Annotated in this window: 16 protein-coding genes and 1 other RNA gene; 6 read left to right on the forward strand and 11 right to left on the reverse strand. The window is 39.2% G+C overall.

Going from position 1 to position 16,438, the window contains the following annotated elements; all coding sequences use genetic code 11:
* The first annotated feature begins 32 nt into the window (after positions 1–32).
* Both AC3WJG_RS01090 and bglA read left to right on the forward strand, forming a co-directional pair.
* Entirely contained in the window at positions 33–1,916 is a 1,884-nt protein-coding gene (locus AC3WJG_RS01090; RefSeq protein ID WP_337134242.1) for a beta-glucoside-specific PTS transporter subunit IIABC, read from the forward strand.
* Between the two features lie 13 nt (positions 1,917–1,929).
* Positions 1,930–3,369, forward strand: a complete 1,440-nt coding sequence (gene bglA, locus AC3WJG_RS01095; protein WP_098432271.1) for a 6-phospho-beta-glucosidase BglA — start codon at positions 1,930–1,932, stop codon at positions 3,367–3,369.
* Between the two features lie 81 nt (positions 3,370–3,450).
* Here bglA and AC3WJG_RS01100 read toward each other — a convergent pair whose 3' ends face one another.
* From AC3WJG_RS01100 to AC3WJG_RS01120, 5 genes are all read right to left on the reverse strand, one after another.
* Positions 3,451–3,600 carry a hypothetical protein gene (locus AC3WJG_RS01100; protein WP_013058052.1) on the reverse strand — a complete coding sequence of 50 codons (150 nt, stop codon included), beginning with the start codon at positions 3,598–3,600 and terminating at the stop codon, positions 3,451–3,453.
* A gap of 199 nt (positions 3,601–3,799) precedes the next feature.
* A complete protein-coding gene (locus AC3WJG_RS01105) occupies positions 3,800–5,197 on the reverse strand; it encodes an NCS1 family transporter (RefSeq protein WP_330534007.1) in 1,398 nt (465 codons plus the stop codon).
* Between the two features lie 242 nt (positions 5,198–5,439).
* A complete protein-coding gene (locus AC3WJG_RS01110; RefSeq protein WP_028409380.1) occupies positions 5,440–5,703 on the reverse strand; it encodes an excalibur calcium-binding domain-containing protein in 264 nt (87 codons plus the stop codon).
* A 103-nt stretch (positions 5,704–5,806) separates the two neighbouring features.
* Positions 5,807–6,739 carry a class A beta-lactamase gene (bla, locus tag AC3WJG_RS01115; protein ID WP_060745257.1) on the reverse strand — a complete coding sequence of 311 codons (933 nt, stop codon included), beginning with the start codon at positions 6,737–6,739 and terminating at the stop codon, positions 5,807–5,809.
* A 170-nt stretch (positions 6,740–6,909) separates the two neighbouring features.
* Complete coding sequence (locus AC3WJG_RS01120; RefSeq protein ID WP_060745256.1) at positions 6,910–7,455, reverse strand: helix-turn-helix domain-containing protein; 546 nt, start codon at positions 7,453–7,455, stop codon at positions 6,910–6,912.
* A gap of 137 nt (positions 7,456–7,592) precedes the next feature.
* Here AC3WJG_RS01120 and AC3WJG_RS01125 point away from each other — a divergent pair, with 137 nt between their 5' ends.
* Positions 7,593–8,210, forward strand: coding sequence for a LysE family translocator (locus AC3WJG_RS01125; RefSeq protein ID WP_028409383.1), 618 nt, complete (start codon positions 7,593–7,595; stop codon positions 8,208–8,210).
* A gap of 328 nt (positions 8,211–8,538) precedes the next feature.
* On the opposite strand, the gene AC3WJG_RS01130 is transcribed toward AC3WJG_RS01125, so the two are convergent.
* On the reverse strand, positions 8,539–8,853 hold the full coding sequence (locus tag AC3WJG_RS01130) for an MGMT family protein (protein WP_028409384.1): 315 nt from the start codon (positions 8,851–8,853) through the stop codon (positions 8,539–8,541).
* A gap of 355 nt (positions 8,854–9,208) precedes the next feature.
* Between AC3WJG_RS01130 and AC3WJG_RS01135 the strand changes: the two genes are divergently transcribed.
* Positions 9,209–9,775 (forward strand): MerR family transcriptional regulator, encoded by a 567-nt coding sequence (locus tag AC3WJG_RS01135; RefSeq protein WP_337134243.1) that lies wholly within the window; start codon positions 9,209–9,211, stop codon positions 9,773–9,775.
* 32 nt (positions 9,776–9,807) lie between these two features.
* Here AC3WJG_RS01135 and AC3WJG_RS01140 read toward each other — a convergent pair whose 3' ends face one another.
* Both AC3WJG_RS01140 and AC3WJG_RS01145 read right to left on the reverse strand, forming a co-directional pair.
* A complete protein-coding gene (locus tag AC3WJG_RS01140) occupies positions 9,808–10,692 on the reverse strand; it encodes a LysR family transcriptional regulator (RefSeq protein WP_337134244.1) in 885 nt (294 codons plus the stop codon).
* Positions 10,693–10,851: 159 nt separating this feature from the next.
* A complete protein-coding gene (locus AC3WJG_RS01145; protein ID WP_253351507.1) occupies positions 10,852–11,427 on the reverse strand; it encodes a LysE family transporter in 576 nt (191 codons plus the stop codon).
* A gap of 139 nt (positions 11,428–11,566) precedes the next feature.
* Here AC3WJG_RS01145 and AC3WJG_RS01150 point away from each other — a divergent pair, with 139 nt between their 5' ends.
* Entirely contained in the window at positions 11,567–12,439 is an 873-nt protein-coding gene (locus AC3WJG_RS01150; protein WP_060745251.1) for a LysR family transcriptional regulator, read from the forward strand.
* Positions 12,440–12,762: 323 nt separating this feature from the next.
* On the opposite strand, the gene AC3WJG_RS01155 is transcribed toward AC3WJG_RS01150, so the two are convergent.
* Together AC3WJG_RS01155 and rnpB are read right to left on the reverse strand one after the other, a co-directional pair.
* The gene (locus tag AC3WJG_RS01155) at positions 12,763–13,152 is read right to left on the reverse strand and encodes a VOC family protein (protein ID WP_098334322.1); all 390 of its coding nucleotides are present in this window, start codon (positions 13,150–13,152) and stop codon (positions 12,763–12,765) included.
* A gap of 221 nt (positions 13,153–13,373) precedes the next feature.
* An RNA gene (rnpB, locus tag AC3WJG_RS01160) (RNase P RNA component class B) lies at positions 13,374–13,762 on the reverse strand.
* 247 nt (positions 13,763–14,009) lie between these two features.
* On the opposite strand from rnpB, the gene AC3WJG_RS01165 reads away from it, so the two are divergent.
* Entirely contained in the window at positions 14,010–14,828 is an 819-nt protein-coding gene (locus AC3WJG_RS01165) for a histidinol-phosphatase (RefSeq protein WP_102813570.1), read from the forward strand.
* Positions 14,829–14,907: 79 nt separating this feature from the next.
* Here AC3WJG_RS01165 and AC3WJG_RS01170 read toward each other — a convergent pair whose 3' ends face one another.
* Positions 14,908–16,401 (reverse strand): glycoside hydrolase family 1 protein, encoded by a 1,494-nt coding sequence (locus AC3WJG_RS01170; protein WP_098334320.1) that lies wholly within the window; start codon positions 16,399–16,401, stop codon positions 14,908–14,910.
* Positions 16,402–16,438 lie beyond the last annotated feature (37 nt).

Below are 16,438 nucleotides of genomic sequence, written 5' to 3' on the forward strand. Positions count from 1 at the left end.
GAAAGCGTATACTCAACAAGGGGGTTGAACATATGGGAGGGAAAATTAGAGATTATCACAAGCTTGCAGCAGACATTTTAGATGCGGTAGGCGGCGAAGAAAATATCGTAAGCGCTACACGCTGCGCTACGAGACTGCGAATTGTGTTAAAGCGCTCAAAGCCAGAAGCCAAACGTAAGGTGTCTTCTATGCCTGGTGTTATTACAGTTGTTGAAAACAGCGGACAGTTTCAAGTTGTGATTGGACAGCACGTAGGAGATGTTTATGAGGAGTTTGCTAGTTTAGTAAATTTAGATACGGAAAAAGAGCAAACTGAAAACAAAGGCACGATTTTAAACCGCGTGATTGCGACAATGTCTGCTGTGTTTGCACCATTTGTATACATCCTAGCAGCAGCAGGGATTTTACAGGGTTCGTTAATACTTATTAATTTGTTTTCGGATAGCTTTGCAAAAACGGGCACATATCAAGTATTAAGCTTCATTTCATGGGCACCGTTTGTTTTTTTACCGATTTTTATCGCCATCACAGCATCTAAGCATTTTAAAACCAATACCTATATCGCAGTGGCTTGCTGTGCAGCATTAGTGAGTCCAACATGGGCAGAAATGGCGGCAAAAATTGGTGACGGAAGCTCAATTACGTTTTTAGGTCTTCCCTTATCCGAAACGGTCTATACTTCTTCTGTTTTACCGCCTTTATTTTTAGTATGGATTTTGTCTTATCTTGAAAGGTTCCTAAATAAGAGCATTCATGAAGTCGTTAGACCGCTGTTTGTTCCATTTTTATGTATGGTGATTATGGTTCCAGTAACAATTTTACTTATTGGTCCTATTACTACGATGGGCGCTAATGGAGTTTCTCACGGCTATAACTTTTTAGCTGAAAACGTACCGGCTTTGGCTGGAGCCATCATTGGCGGGTTCTGGCAGATCGTTGTTATCTTTGGGGTACATTGGGGAATTACGCCGATGATACTTGCTAACTTTGACTTAAACGGCAGAGATTCGTTTCAAGCGTATCAGACAATTGCCGTGGTAGCTCAAGTTGGAGCGGTACTTGGGGTTATTTTAAAAGCAAAAAGCCACGAAGCACGCAAAGTGAGCGTATCAGCCGGGATAACAGGATTATTTGGTATTACAGAACCGGCCATTTACGGCGTAAACCTACGTTTTAAAAAGCCGTTTATCTTTGGATGCATTTCAGGTGCTATTGGTGCTGTTGTAGCAAGCTTCTTTCACCCTTATTACTTTGCTTACGCAGGACTGCCCGGACCTCTGACCATTGTAAACGGGATCAGTCAAGACTACCCGATGTCGATCTGGGGAATTTTAATCGGATGTGCCATTGCGATTATTCTTCCCGTTGTGCTTATTCAAGTGTTTGGTTACGGAGAAGATGCAGCAAAAGAAGCAGCTACTGCTTCTTTAAACGAAGTCGCTGTCAGCAACCCTAACGAAAATGAAGAAACAATCAGCGCCCCGTTTAGCGGGAAAGTTATTCCTCTTTCTAGCGTACCGGATGAAGTATTCAGCTCAGGTGCGATGGGAGAAGGATTAGCAATTGACCCTTCCGATAATAAGCTTTATGCACCTTTTGACGGAATAGTTGTCATGGTAGCACCAACAAAGCACGCCATCGGCCTTCGATCAGAATACGGTGTTGAATTACTTGTTCATATTGGATTAGATACCGTTACGTTAGACGGCAAGCCGTTTACGCTGCATGTAGAAGACGGTGTAAAGTTTAAAAAAGGCGATTTACTCATTGAATTTGATAAAGAATTTATTAAAACACAGGGATTACAAACGATCACGCCGGTTATTATCACCAATTCAAGCGCTTATCGAGAAGTGATTATTGAAGATGTTGAAACTAGCGGGCTGAATCAAACATTATTTACCGTAGTGAAATAAGGAGGAACTAACAATGACAAAGATGCCAAAGAATTTTTTATGGGGCGGCGCATTAGCAGCTCATCAATTTGAAGGTGGATGGAACCAAGGCGGAAAAGGACCGAGCGTAGTAGACGTGATGACTGCAGGTGCGCACGGTGTGCCGCGACAAATCACCGAAACAGTAGAAGACGATAAATTCTATCCAAATCACGAAGCGATTGATTTTTATCATCGCTACAAAGAAGATATCGCACTGTTTGCAGAAATGGGCTTAAAATGTTTGCGAACGTCGATTGGCTGGAGCCGTATTTTCCCTAAAGGCGATGAAACTGAGCCAAACGAAGAAGGACTAAAATTCTATGACGATGTATTTGATGAACTGTTAAAGCATGGAATTGAACCGGTTATTACGCTGTCTCACTTTGAAATGCCACTGCATTTAGCTCGAGAATACGGCGGGTTTAGAAGCCGAAAAACAGTAGATTGCTTTGTGAAGTTCGCTGAAGTTTGTTTCGACCGCTATAAAGATAAAGTCACGTACTGGATGACGTTTAATGAAATTAACAATAAAATGGATGTAAACAATCCTCTATTCTTATGGACGAACTCAGGTGTTTCTGTAAAACCGGGTGAAAATGCAAAAGAAGTGATGTATCAAGCGGGACATCATGAACTGCTTGCAAGCGCTCTTGCCGTATCAAAAGGAAAAGAAATTAATCCCAATTTCCAAATCGGAGCGATGGTGTCACACGTGCCAATTTATCCGTATTCTTCAAATCCTGACGATGTGATGTTAGCAGAAGAAACAATGAGACAGCGCTACTTCTTCCCTGACGTTCAAGTTCGCGGCTATTATCCAAGCTATGCGTTAAAAGAATTCGAACGGGAAGGCTATCATATTCCGTTTGAAGAAGGCGACGAAGAAATTTTACGAAACGGAAAAGTCGATTATTTAGGATTCAGCTATTACATGTCAACAACGGTTAAGAGCGACGTTGAAGCTGATAACACGGGCGATATCGTAAACGGCGGATTGCCAAACGGCGTAGCAAATCCTTATATCAAATCAAGCGATTGGGGCTGGTCAATTGATCCAACGGGCTTGCGCTATACGTTAAACCGCTTCTACGACCGCTATCAAATTCCGCTGTTCATCGTAGAAAACGGATTTGGTGCCATTGATACAGTTGAAGAAGACGGATCCATTCATGACGCATCACGAATTGAATATTTAAAATCACACATCGAAGCGTTAGAAAAAGCTGTGATGTACGATGGCGTTGATTTGATGGGCTATACTCCATGGGGAATTATTGATATTGTTTCCTTTACAACAGGCGAAATGAAAAAGCGATACGGCATGATTTATGTCGACCGTGACAACGAAGGAAACGGATCGATGAAGCGCTACAAAAAAGATTCCTTTAACTGGTACAAACATGTAATTGAAACAAATGGTGAAGAACTATAAGAAATTAGAAAAAGCCGGACTCCTGCGTAAAAACATAGGAATCCGGCTTTTTTAAAACGTGTAAAAATAAAGGCAAATACATTATCTCGGTTTATCTACTAGCTGTGTTTGCGCAATTTCCGTTTGCTTAATTCCCGCTCGTTGAATTTCATCAGCAAACGATTCATGTTTCAGCGTTTTGATTACCTTTTCGCTTCCATCTCGAAGAGTATACACTCTAAATTCATACATACTCTGCCCTCTCCTTTAAGCTATGATTGATGCGATACATTAGATGCGCTCCTGTAAAAGCAACTCATAATAGAGGTAACTTTTTTCTCTTCTTTACTTTACCCACTTTTTAGGAAACTAGACAACGAGATTTAATCTGACGCGACAAAAGACAAACCAAAAGCCTTTGCGGCAAGCAAAGGCTTTGATCTATTTAATATTATTGTTCAAAAATGGTTCCTTTTTTAAACTTTGACTGTTTAAAAGCAAATTTCGTCAAAAGAATATATGCGATTCCTGCGACTACTACTCCTATAATCCAGCCTAAATCAACTTCGATAAACGCAGCACCTGCACCGATGAGCATCGCAAGCATGGCGCACGGATTATAGCCGGAAAACGGTCCTTTTTCTTGATACAATTCTTCTACGTTTACTCTTTGTTTCCGTAAAATATAATAATCGACTAGTAAAATAGAAACAATCGGCCCTAAAAAAGCAGAGTAAATTAAAATGAAGAGCCCAAGACCTGCAGCTGACGAATCTTGAACAAGCACCCAAGGGAACGAGCAAAAAGCAAGCAGTCCAGTAATGGTAACCGCCACTTTATAGTTTGCTTTTGTCAGCAGCGTAATCACATACGTAGGCGGAATAATATTTGCCACCATGTTTACCGCAATAACGCCAATCACAATAAAAGCTGATACAGCGACGGTAATATATGAATTATCCACTACAACCGCAAACGCTTTGACAGGATTGGATATGCCCGTAGCAGAAGCAAGCATTGCTCCGATTGTAAGAACGAATCCGTAGGCTACTAGAATCGGTGTAAAGTATAAGAACCCACGCTTTGTGTCACTAATTCCTGGCTTCAGTTCTCTAGAGTAATCGGCTGCGCTTAGAAAAATTGCCGCATAATTCCCCATAAACATCATAATGAAAGAAAAGAACGGAAGTCCCCATGAACCTTTTGTATGTACCCACTTCTCCCCTACTACCTCACTATGAGAAGTTAAAAGAACGCCAAATACGTAAACAAGGCCAAGCAATATGATGATTGAAGCAAGCATCTCTACCCATTTAACCGCGTGGAAGCTGTACAGAGAAAGCACAATTTGCAGCAGCTGAATGATAATAAAACAAAGAACAAGATTGTCAAAAGATCCTTTGCTCACAATTTTCCCGATTTCGTTTAAAGCTGTACCGCCTGTCCAGCTTTGGAAACCATACCAAATGATAGCTGGAATACCTCGTAAAAGAGAAGATATAACGGATCCTTTTATTCCAAAAGACATTCGGAGCTGCATCACATACGGTATGCCCGTCTTATAGCCGATTCGATCGTTCAAGACAAAAAAAGTAGAAATAATACCAATAGCAATAATCGCTGCCACAAACGTTTGAAAAAGATTTAATACCGCAGTACCTGCGATTACCAAGCTAGCCCCAAGCGTCATATTCCCTAAATTAACGCCGTCTCCAATCCACATAAACATATAGGACAACGGAGTTAGCTTTCGGTCACTTTCGGCTTTTGGCTTTAGTGACGGATCAAGACTTCTATCTTGATAAGAATGCACCTCTTCTATAACGGAACTTGTTGCATTTGTAGACACTATACACTCAACTCCTTTTTTATGATGTTTCCCCTCTCACTTCTAACATTAGATGTAAGTTAACTTAACATGTACATAGTGTATACGAATTTTAACGCAAGTTCATTATTATTTATGTGAATTTTCTGATATTATTTTGTGCGATTTGACTAATTTTTGAACTCAGCTCGCAACATACAGGAGTTGATGATAATAAAAAATCCAAGCGCTTACAATAAGCGCTTGGATGAGTCATCTAATATTTATTTTTCACAGGCAATGTAGTCTTTATCTCGATCTAGCTTTGTATTGGCATCATACAGTGATTTTGACACATACGGTTTGTACTTTGTTTTGCCGCCTTTATTTTTCACATTAGCCGCACGAGCTACGCCGCCTTTGTAGTCTTTGTTTAATTCCGTGCAGTTTTTGTAAGATTTAGCTGCCGCATCTACGTTTGAAACCGTGCTAAAAGATACACTTGTTAATAAACCGAAAGATAGAACAATTGGAAAAATCTTTTTCATAAGAGATACTTCCTTCCTATATTTTTTCTAATTAATAATAGAATGTTCTATCAATCTTTTCAATCTTTTTTTACATTTAAACTACTATTATCCAAATTTATTTTTATTTACGAGTAACTTTAAGAGCCTTGACCGCTTGTTTAGCCGCTTCTGCAATCAGTTTATCATTATACTCCGCATCTTTTTCCGTACGATTGGAAAGGATCGCAAGAACAATTGGATCTCCTTTCGGCGGCCAAAGGATAGCAATATCATTTCGCGTCGCGTATGAGCCTGCGCCTGTCTTATCAGCTACTTCCCAACTTTTCGGCACGCCCGCTCGTATTAACGCATCCCCTGTTGTGTTTCGCTTCATCCAATCTGTTAAAAGTGCACGCTTGTCTTCAGGAAGTGCCTGTCCAAGTACATACGTTTGAAGACTTGAAGCGAGTGCTCTTGGTGTACTTGTATCGTGAGTTTCTCCTGGATTCACTTCATTTAAATCCGGTTCAAAGCGCTCAGGCAGCGTCACATCGTCTCCTATTTTTTCTAAAGCTTCTTTAAATCCATCCGGTCCGCCCAGCTGCTGCAGAATTAAGTTCCCTGCCGTATTGTCGCTGTAGCGAAGTGATGCATCCGCGAGTTCTCGAAGAGTCATGCCTGTATCCACGTGCTTCTCTGTAATTGGATTATAGTTTACAAGGTCATCGCGCGTATAAAAGATACGCTCGTTGAGATCTTCGATTGACTTCTGCTGTAAAAGTGCGCCGACAGCAAGAGCCTTATGAGTAGACGTATAGGCAAAACGCTCGTCCGGGTGATACGTTACCGTTTTATTTGTACCGGTATCTAATGCATAAATGCCAAGATTCGCATCATATTTGTCTTCAAGCTTAGCAAACTCTCGATCACTCTTAGTTTCTTGTCTTTGACATTTTACCGTTTCAGCATGTACCTCGCTGCTTGAAAAGCTTACAGCCGCCGCGCACGATAGAGCGAGTACAGGCATCATTTTTTTAAGCTTTGAAGTACGAAATATCTCTTTCCATGTCTTCATTACACTTCATCACCTTTCAAAAAAGTATTTAGTATGTATTCTCTTAGGTAGAGATTACCAACAATGCTATTTTATCAATTGTTCACTCTCACAAACATGATAGTTTTATCACATTTATATAATAAAAGTGCCTCACACTGAAGGTGAGCAGTATAAAAACCGTAAGTACTTTAAAAAACAGGCGGCGTAACGGAAAATAAAATAATGGCTTTCTCTTCAAATATATTCTCCCATTTATGATTCAGATGCGAAGGGATTTTGACACTATCTCCTTTTTCTAGCACGTATACTTCCTCTTCCAAATACACTTTAATTTTCCCTTCTAAGACGTATGCCACTTCCTCCCCTTTATGCGCTAAAGGAGTTTCTGATGAAGCCATCATCGGCGGTACTTCCATAATTGCCGTAGCTAGATTCCCTGTGAAATCGGGTGATAGCAGCGAATACGTTAGCTCTTTTACCTTCATTGTTTTACGCTCATTCGACCTTACGACTAAATGAGAGGTGTTTATTTCTTCAAGTAAAAAACTGAAAGTAGGAACATCGAGGCATTTAGCTAAAATTTTAAGCGTTGAAATGGAAGGATTAGCTAATCCTCGCTCAATTTGACTTAACATAGACGGCGTAATCTCCGCTAATTTGGCTAATTCTCGACTGCTTAGCCCCTTTTCTTTTCGAAATTTCTCTACTTTTTTTCCAATATCTATGTTTTCCATGATGATTCCTCCGTAAAAGATGTTTAATTATACTTAATTTTATTAAATTAAACTTAATAAACGGCGTTACTTATGTTAAATTATATTTAATAAATAAATTACAATTTAATACTATCACAGTAAGGAGGAAGAAAAAAATGAACGACATCTTCACCTTTTTGATTCTCACATTATTTGTTATTATGAGTCCTGGTATTGATACCGCTCTCATTACCAAACGAACGATGGCAGATGGACAAACGGGCGGCTATAAAATGGCATTAGGCTTAGCGAGCGGCTCTTTAGTTCATACACTCGCCGCTACGTTTGGTTTATCGGCTCTTCTCCTTCAGTCAGCTCTGGCATTTGAAATCGTAAAATACGCAGGAGCCCTTTACTTAATGTACTTAGGAATCTCTGCCTTCCTTTCTAAAAAAAGCAATATACCTTCTTCTGAAAAAGAGGAGCAGTCAAAAGAAACGTCCGCTTTTCGTCAAGGTCTTGTCTCAAACGTCCTTAACCCAAAAGTAGCCGTGTTTTTCTTAACTTTTTTACCTCAATTTGTTCAAAGTGATCAAAACGTAACACTTCAATTACTTCTGATGGGAATAACATATACGATCCTTGCTATCACGTGGTTTTTCGTATTCGTCTTTTTTATTAACTATTTACGAAAATGGCTCACAACACCTAGCGTTCAGCGCTTTATGGATAAAGCAACGGGCGTCGTTTTAATCGGGTTTGGATTAAAGCTGGCTTTTGAAAAACATAAATAACAAAAGTATGTTAGTTGAAGAAAGTTCCGAATGAGTTTGATTCTTGATGGAGAATCAAACTCATTCGGATTTTTTTATTGTGATGATGAACGTAGGTCTAATCAGGTGCTTCTAGCCATTAATTGGAGGGCAAGACGAAGACTCCTGCGGGAAAAGCGGAAATGGTGAGACCCCGCAGGAGCACAAGCGACGAGGAGGCTCAGCGGCCGCTCGCGGAAAGCGAAGTCTTGCACGGAAATTAATGGCGGTGTCACAAGCGGTTCAGCTCCTTTATCTCGTTTGTTCATCTTTAGATGGAATTGATTTCGTTATGTCTCAATTTCTTTTGTTATTTATACACGTCAGGTTCATAGAGATAGACTTTAAGATCAAGCTTTCCATCCGAAGAAACGATTATTCCTTCCGCTTCGAGTGAAAGTTTTTGAACAACGTACATTTCTTCATCTTTAAACCCAATTTCTCCTTTAGAATTAATGACTCTGTGCCAGGGGAGATTATGTTTCTTACTCATCGAATGCAGGACTCGTACAACTTGCCTTGCACCTCGCGGACTCCCAGCCAGACGGGCGATTTGTCCGTATGTCATTACTTTCCCGGATGGTATTTGTTTAATAAGTGCTACTGCTCGTTCTGTAAAACTCAAGTCGCTCCTCCTTTCGTTTCTTCTTTAGTACAACATTACCATATTAAATAAACAGTGAAGTAATCACTCGATTTTTCTTCAGCAACATTATAAGATAATAATAAGAAGTACGCTCATCATTGTTCAACATACTCCAAACAAATGCTTACTGATTATTTCCCATTCTTCAACTAACAAATCTTTGTGCGAGTGGCAGCTTATACCTCATTTATGACACTGTGATTATAAAAACGTTACAGAAACCAACACAGCAAGGTACGTAGAAGCGTTACATGATAAGATAAACAGTAGAGATACTAGTACAATTTCAAATTGATGCTGACGAATAAGTAATCATTTAAAAAGTGGTGAGAAAATGACAAATTGGCTTAGTGTAAAAGAGTTATCTGAAGAAACGAGTATTCCTACTTCAACGATTAGAAGATATATAGATAAATTCCAATATTTCTTTATACAAAAAGAAGATCATCGACCAAAACAATATGAAGCTGCGGCTGCGACCGTTTTACTGAAAATTAAGCAGCTTTATGATGAGGGCTGCCAAGCAGAAGAAATCAATGAAGAGCTGCAAAAAGAATTCTCTTTGACTACAAGCGAGGATCAAGCTGCCGTGTCTCTAGAAGAAGCCGAAGACAAAGAGGACAAAGAGGACACAGAGAACACAGCAGAAGCAGCTGACCAGCCCAAGGCCGACGACCAGCAGCCGACACCTCCCGAACAGCCGGTACAGACTTCACCCCAACAAGAGCCTGATACAAAACAAATTCTTCAGGAAAAAGATAAGCAGCTTATTCAATCTTTGCGCAAAAGCCTGCGTGAACAGCAGGCCATTTCAGAATTAGTAGAAGCTTCAAAAGAAAGCAGCGTAGTAGGTAAAAAAAGATCGATTTTAAAACGATTATTCCAACGAAAAAAGGACTGAGTTTGCAAACAAGTTTAGGCTACGAAATACCGTTATTTCTGGTCATTAAATTTATGTAAAACAAAGTTTCTAAACTGTTTAACAGCCGGTGATAGATATCTTCCTTCAATCCATGCTAGTCCAATTACTCGGTGGCAGTTGGCTTTAGCTAATGGGATTTTCACTATTTTACTTTGATCGATTCCGTGTAAATCTGGAAGGATAGAAATTCCTAAGCCGGCTCCTACAAGTCCTGCTACGGTGTCAGCTTCCTCTCCTTCAAACATGATGTGAGGCTTTTCCCCTGTCTCTTCAAATAACTGCTCAAACGTAAGACGAAGAGAAAAACCTTCTTTTAAGTGAATAAAGGATTCCTCAGCAATTTCTTCTAGTGCAATACTTTCACGATCAGCATACCGATGATTTTTCGGTACGATCACAAACAGCTCTTCACTCCAAAGATGATGCCACTTAATGAACGATTTTTCTTCCATAGGCGCAATCAAACAAAGATCCAGTTCACCGAGCTCCAGCTGCTCAAGAAGAACGTGAGAAGGACTTTGCCTCAGCTGAAAATTCACCTTAGGATATGAGCTGCGAAACGACGCGATTAAATCTGGAATCAAATCTGTGCTGAGCGTATGTAAAAATCCAAGTGAGACCTGCCCTTTTTCCGGATCTAGCAGCGCTTGAATTTCCTCCTGTCCTTTATCAAATTCTTTCATCATATTATCTACACGCTTCAAAAAAAGTTTACCGTATTGATTCAATCGAATGGAACGTCCTTGCCGGTCAAATAGCGGCGCTCCTACTTCCTCTTCAAAACGAGCAATTGAACGACTGAGCGCAGGCTGGGTAATTAACAGCTCTTCTGCAGCGCGCGTCATATGCTGCGTACGTGCAAGCGTTTGAAAATATTTAAACTGCTGCCACTCCACTTTGTACCATCTCCTTATTAACCGTTCTATTCATTACATAGATGTATGAAAAATATAATTATAATAAATTATATACTATAAATAGAAGATGCTACTATAAAATACGGAAACGTACTTGAGAATATTTCAGTAAAAACAGCCTTTCTTATTCGGCCAGTTTTAGAAAATAACAATTGCCGAATAAATAAGCAGCACACACATTATTACATTTATTCTTTTATCATATTTTGCAAATAGTTTTTTGAATACAGAACCAAATGCAGTCCACAGTAGCAATGCGGTGCACCCTATTAGTATCGTGAGACACATCCAAAAAAGGATAGCTGATTTGGAATTATTATAAGGTAGTACAAAAGTTGTCATGGCCGTTAAAAAGTACAAAATACTTTTTATATTGAGAATTTGAAAAAACAGCCCCGAAAAAAAAGAAGAGTTTGTACAGAGGTCATCACCTTTTTTCTTCTTAGGAAAAGCCATTTTCCATGCTAAGTAAACTAAATATGCCGCACCAACGACCTTAAAGTAAGGTTCTACCGTTGGCATCCACTGATACAGACTTGTGGCTAATAATGCAGTTACTATACCTAGAATAATAAACCCCAACATAATTCCACCGCTGAAGCGCAGTGACCTTCTGAATCCAAACCTTCTTCCTTCGTTCATTACCAAGATATTACTTGGGCCTGGAGTAAAAGATGTAATGATTAAATATGAAAGAAATGCTGTAAAATTCATATAGTTAATTTCTCCTTTTACTAAAAAATTGTTGAATGAGTTACGTGCTTCATTGTAATATAAGCCTATCTATCGGTAAAATTGAAATAAAAAATAACTACTATCGTTTTTTTTAATAGATAAGAGGAGTTTATGACGAATGGAGATACGACAATTTACTACGTTTCGAACGATTATCGATGTAGGAAGCTACACAAATGCGGCTCTGAAACTGGGCTATACTCAGTCAACTATCACTTCTCATATTAAGGCTTTAGAACGCGAGGTTGGCGGTGAGTTATTCACTTATACTAAACGAGAGTTAAAGTTAACTTCTTTAGGAAGAGAGTTAATACCTTTAGCCGATGAATTGTTACATACGTATAAACGTATATCACACTTGAAAACTCACAATAAGGTAAGCGGAGAGTTAAAAATTGCTGCCCCTGAGTCGCTGACTATTTCGAGATTGGGGCCTATTCTGAAAAAGTATTCAACTAAATATCCGGAGGTTAAGGTTATATTAAGCAATGGAACTTGCGGGCAAAATCAAACAGATCTTATGAGCGGGGATGTTGATGTTGCATTTATGGTTTGGCCAAAATTAGAAGCAGATAATTACATTCATCATGAGTTGCATAAAGAAGAAATTGTTTTAATTACAAGCCCGGATAAAAATCAGCACTTTGATGATTATAAAACCGCTGGAACTACTGACTTCTTTATAACAAACGAAGAGGGATGCAGTTATCGTTCGATGTTTGAAAAGTATCTGGCTGCTCATAAACTACCTAAGTTTCAAACAATGGAGCTATGGAGTTTAGAAGCAATCAAACAGTCGGTAATGAGCGGATTAGGGTTTTCTGTACTTCCTTATATCACCGTAAAAAATGAGGTTGAAAAAGGATTATTAAACATCCTTGAACACAATGAACAATTTGAGCCCTTTTACTCGCATCTACTCGTCAAGTCAAAAAAATGGCAATCTCCTGCTGTTGAAAAATTTATTGAGTTAACTCTAGAATCCGTATAAACACGGCCTTGATAAAAATTAATAAACTTTTTTGCATACAAAACTGCCCCTCCAGTTATCAGTCATTTTAATTAGAGGGGCCGGTTTTTTATCACAGCACATACTCGAAACCAAGTTAAACGTGGTAAATTTCTAGATGAATACAGTTTTTATATAATGATACCGCGGAACGAACTGATGCCAACCCATTACCTAAGTTTACTGTATACTTGCTATCAATAGTGTTCGTATTAGCTATAGATATATTATGGCAAGGCAATTTTCATTAAAAACCTGACTGCAAAACACATTTTTTCTTGTATGTACCTCTTAAAATAAACTTTTTAAAGTTTAACCCGTTCTACTAACTGCAGCAACTCATCATTAGGTCCGTGAAATAAAATCATACGGCCGCCTTCAAGCGTTGGCTGAGGCTCAGATGATAAAAATTCAATTCCTTTGCTCTTATAATGTTGAATCGCCTTATTTATATCCTCTACCGTAAAGGCAAGGTGGTTAACAATCCCGCTTTTGTTATACTCGCCAATCGGATCAATATCTCGAATGAGCTCAATTTCCATACCCGGCTGTTCTTCAAGATACAAAAAAGCCATCTCTCTTTTCTCGTTAGATCCTTGAAGGCGAACTTTAAAGCCAAACATATCTCCGTAGTAGTGAATCGTCTCCTCCATATTTCCAACAATAATTGCTGTATGCTCCATTTTTTTAATCATGAATATTCTCCCTTTCCCCGTATTTAGTAAGTACAAGTAAACTATACCGCAATTTAGCCAATATGTATTTCCATATACCTTGAATTCTCATACTATAGTTAGGAAAATTCAAGCACTCTATCAATGAGTCGGCTATGATTTGAAAAATAACAAATAAAAAAACAAACCTCATTGGTTTGTTTTGGTTACGTATTTTATAGTCAGTCTCTGTTTCAACAACGTTCGATAAGCCATGTTTTGTACCTTTGTACTGCAAACGATTTTACTCTCGTACTCAGGCGGTAATCATCTATCTACGATTACACATGTAACCGTCCGTCTCTCCGTTTGATTCCTTAGAGACAGTTCCCCTACCATTGTTTGGGTTTCTCGCTCGTGGGGTTTACCGCGTTCCACCTTTGCTGTTTCCAGCAAAGCTTCGTCACTGTGGCACTTTCAGGGATACTCGACCATATCCGAAGACTTAGGTGGTTTTTCCCGCCGTCAGCTAAGCTATAAGCCAAGCTGCCCTAGCTTATTTTTTCACTAGGCACGAACACTACGGGCATCTCAGCACCGTGCGAGCATGGACTTTCCTCTACATCAAATGATGCAGCGATTACCTGAACGTTATTTCAGATCGTGTATGAGTAGTATATGCGTTTTAGCTTGCCGAATCAAATGTAACTTTTGGTATGGATTCCATTTCAATTTTTGCGGCAAATTAAATAAAATAACCTCTTTCTGTACAATTTTTTTAGTAGATGACTCACCAGCAAGCCAAGAAATATTCTCTTCATCCATTTCTAAGGGGGATACTTTGTTTCTTTGTAGAATATTCTATACACCACACAAAAAGATAACAGAGGTGATGAAAAATGAACGCTGAGTTAAAATTTGATTTTCATACCCATCACGACCGATGCGGACATGCTCGCGGAACGATTCGAGATTATATAGAGGCATCCATTAATAAAGGGCTTGATATCATTGGAATTTCGGATCATTCTCCTTATTTTGCGAGCGAAGAAGACCAGCCTTATCCTCATATTGCGATGGGAAAAAGCGCATTTTCCGGATATGTAGCTGAGATTTTGAAACTAAAAGAAGAATATAAAGAGAAAATTGAAGTACTGTTAGGCGTGGAGTCTGATTTCTTTCCCGAGCATGCAAAAGTATACCAAAGCCACTATGAAAAATATCCGTTTGACTACATAATTGGCTCTGTCCATCTAGTTGATGAAGTCAGCATCTTTCATAAAACGCGCTGGGAAGGTCTTTCTCAGCAAGAAAAGCAGCGCACGAAAGAAACGTATTATCAATTGATTGAAGACTCCGCCTGCAGCAGAATGTTTCAAATCCTTGGCCATATTGATGCCATGAAAGGATTCTATCCCTCGTTTTCTTCTATCGAGACAGCTGTCATTGATCAAACGCTAAAAGTGATTTCAGCACATGACATTGCCATAGAAGTGAATACATCAGGCAAAACCAAAGACTGCGGAGGCTGGTATCCTGCAGATGATATTTTAGAAAGAGCCCTGCACTACGGGGTACACATTACCTTTGGTTCCGATGCTCATGATCCGGAACGCATTGGCGACGACTTTGAACTAGTAAAAAAGCGTCTTAAAGAAATCGGCTTTACAGATTGGGTCTTTTTTAGACAGAAAAAAATGCAGATGACACCTTTATAAAACGTAAATAGACTCATAATAAAAATATGCCTGAAGACAAGGAGATGAAGGACATCTCGTGTTTTCAGGCATGTGTTTTTTACTGAGAAACTTTGACTTTTGTAGATGAAGATAAATCTTCTCCATTTGTCTGAATCACTTGTTTATACCAGTAAAAAGAATCTTTTTTAGATCGTTCAAGCGTACCATTTCCTTCATCGTCTTGATCTACGTAAATAAAGCCGTATCGTTTTGACATTTCGTTTGTTGACACACTGATTAAATCAATAGGTCCCCACGCCGTATAGCCCATTAAGTCCACACCATCTTTAACCGCTTCTTTCATTTGTTCAATATGCTGCTTTAAGTAATCTACGCGGTACGGATCATGAATAGAGCCGTCTTCTTCTACTTTGTCATGAGCTCCTAAACCATTTTCAACGATAAACAGCGGTTTGCCGTAGCGGTTATGAAAATCTTGTAGCGTATAGCGCAGTCCTTTCGGATCGATTTGCCATCCCCAGTCGGACGTTTGAAGATGAGGATTTTTTACACTTCCTGCAATCATATTTCCTAGGACATTGTCTTCTTCGCTTTGAGTTGTGACAGAAAGAGACATATAGTAGCTAAACGAAATAAAGTCAACGGGGTATTGTTTGATAATCTCATCGTCCCCTACTTCTTTTACGATTTGAATGTTGTTTTCTTTAAAGTAACGCTCCATTACCTTTGGATATTCTCCGCGAACTTGAACATCTGTAAAAAATAAGTTCAAGTCATTTTTATGCTGAGCTAGTAAAATATCATCCGGATGATTCGTCACAGGATACGTTGTCATACGCGCAAGCATACATCCTACTTTTACATCAGGAATAATTTCATGAGCTAACTTAGTGGCAAGTGCACTCGCAACAAACTGATGATGCGCCCCTTGATACGCAATTTGCTCCGCTGACTGATTTGGAACGTTTTCAACTAAAATACCGCCGCCTGTATAAGGACTATGTGTAATCACATTAATTTCATTAAACGTCAGCCAGTATTTTACTTTGTTTTTATAGCGTGTAAATACCGTTTCCGCGTAGCGTGTATAAAAGCCAATTAGCTTGCGGCTGTACCAGCCGTTGTATTTACGGGTAAGCTCAAGCGGCGTTTCATAATGCGAAAGCGTCACCAATGGTTCAATGCCGTACTTTAACATTTCATCAAACAAATTATCGTAAAATTGCAACCCTGCTTCGTTTGGATTCACATCATCTCCATTTGGAAAAATTCTCGCCCAATTGATCGAAATGCGAAGCGTTTTAAATCCCATTTCCGCGAACAGTGCGATATCTTCTTTATAGCGATGATAAAAGTCAATAGCCGTACGCTTTGGAAAACGATCGTTTACTTTGTTGTTAAGCACATCTTCAATGTAATCTGCTTTTACATCCATTGAATAACCAGTTCGTTCGTCTTTTGGGACAAATCGGATCATGTCTGCAGTAGACAGCCCTTTTCCATCAACGTCGTAAGCTCCTTCAATTTGGTTAGCAGCCGTCGCTCCTCCCCATAAAAATCCTTTTTTAAATACAGTATCATTTGTTAACATAGCCCCCACGTCCTTTTTTCATATTTTTATTAAAAAT

Source organism: Priestia sp. FW507-14D1A (assembly GCF_058781295.1).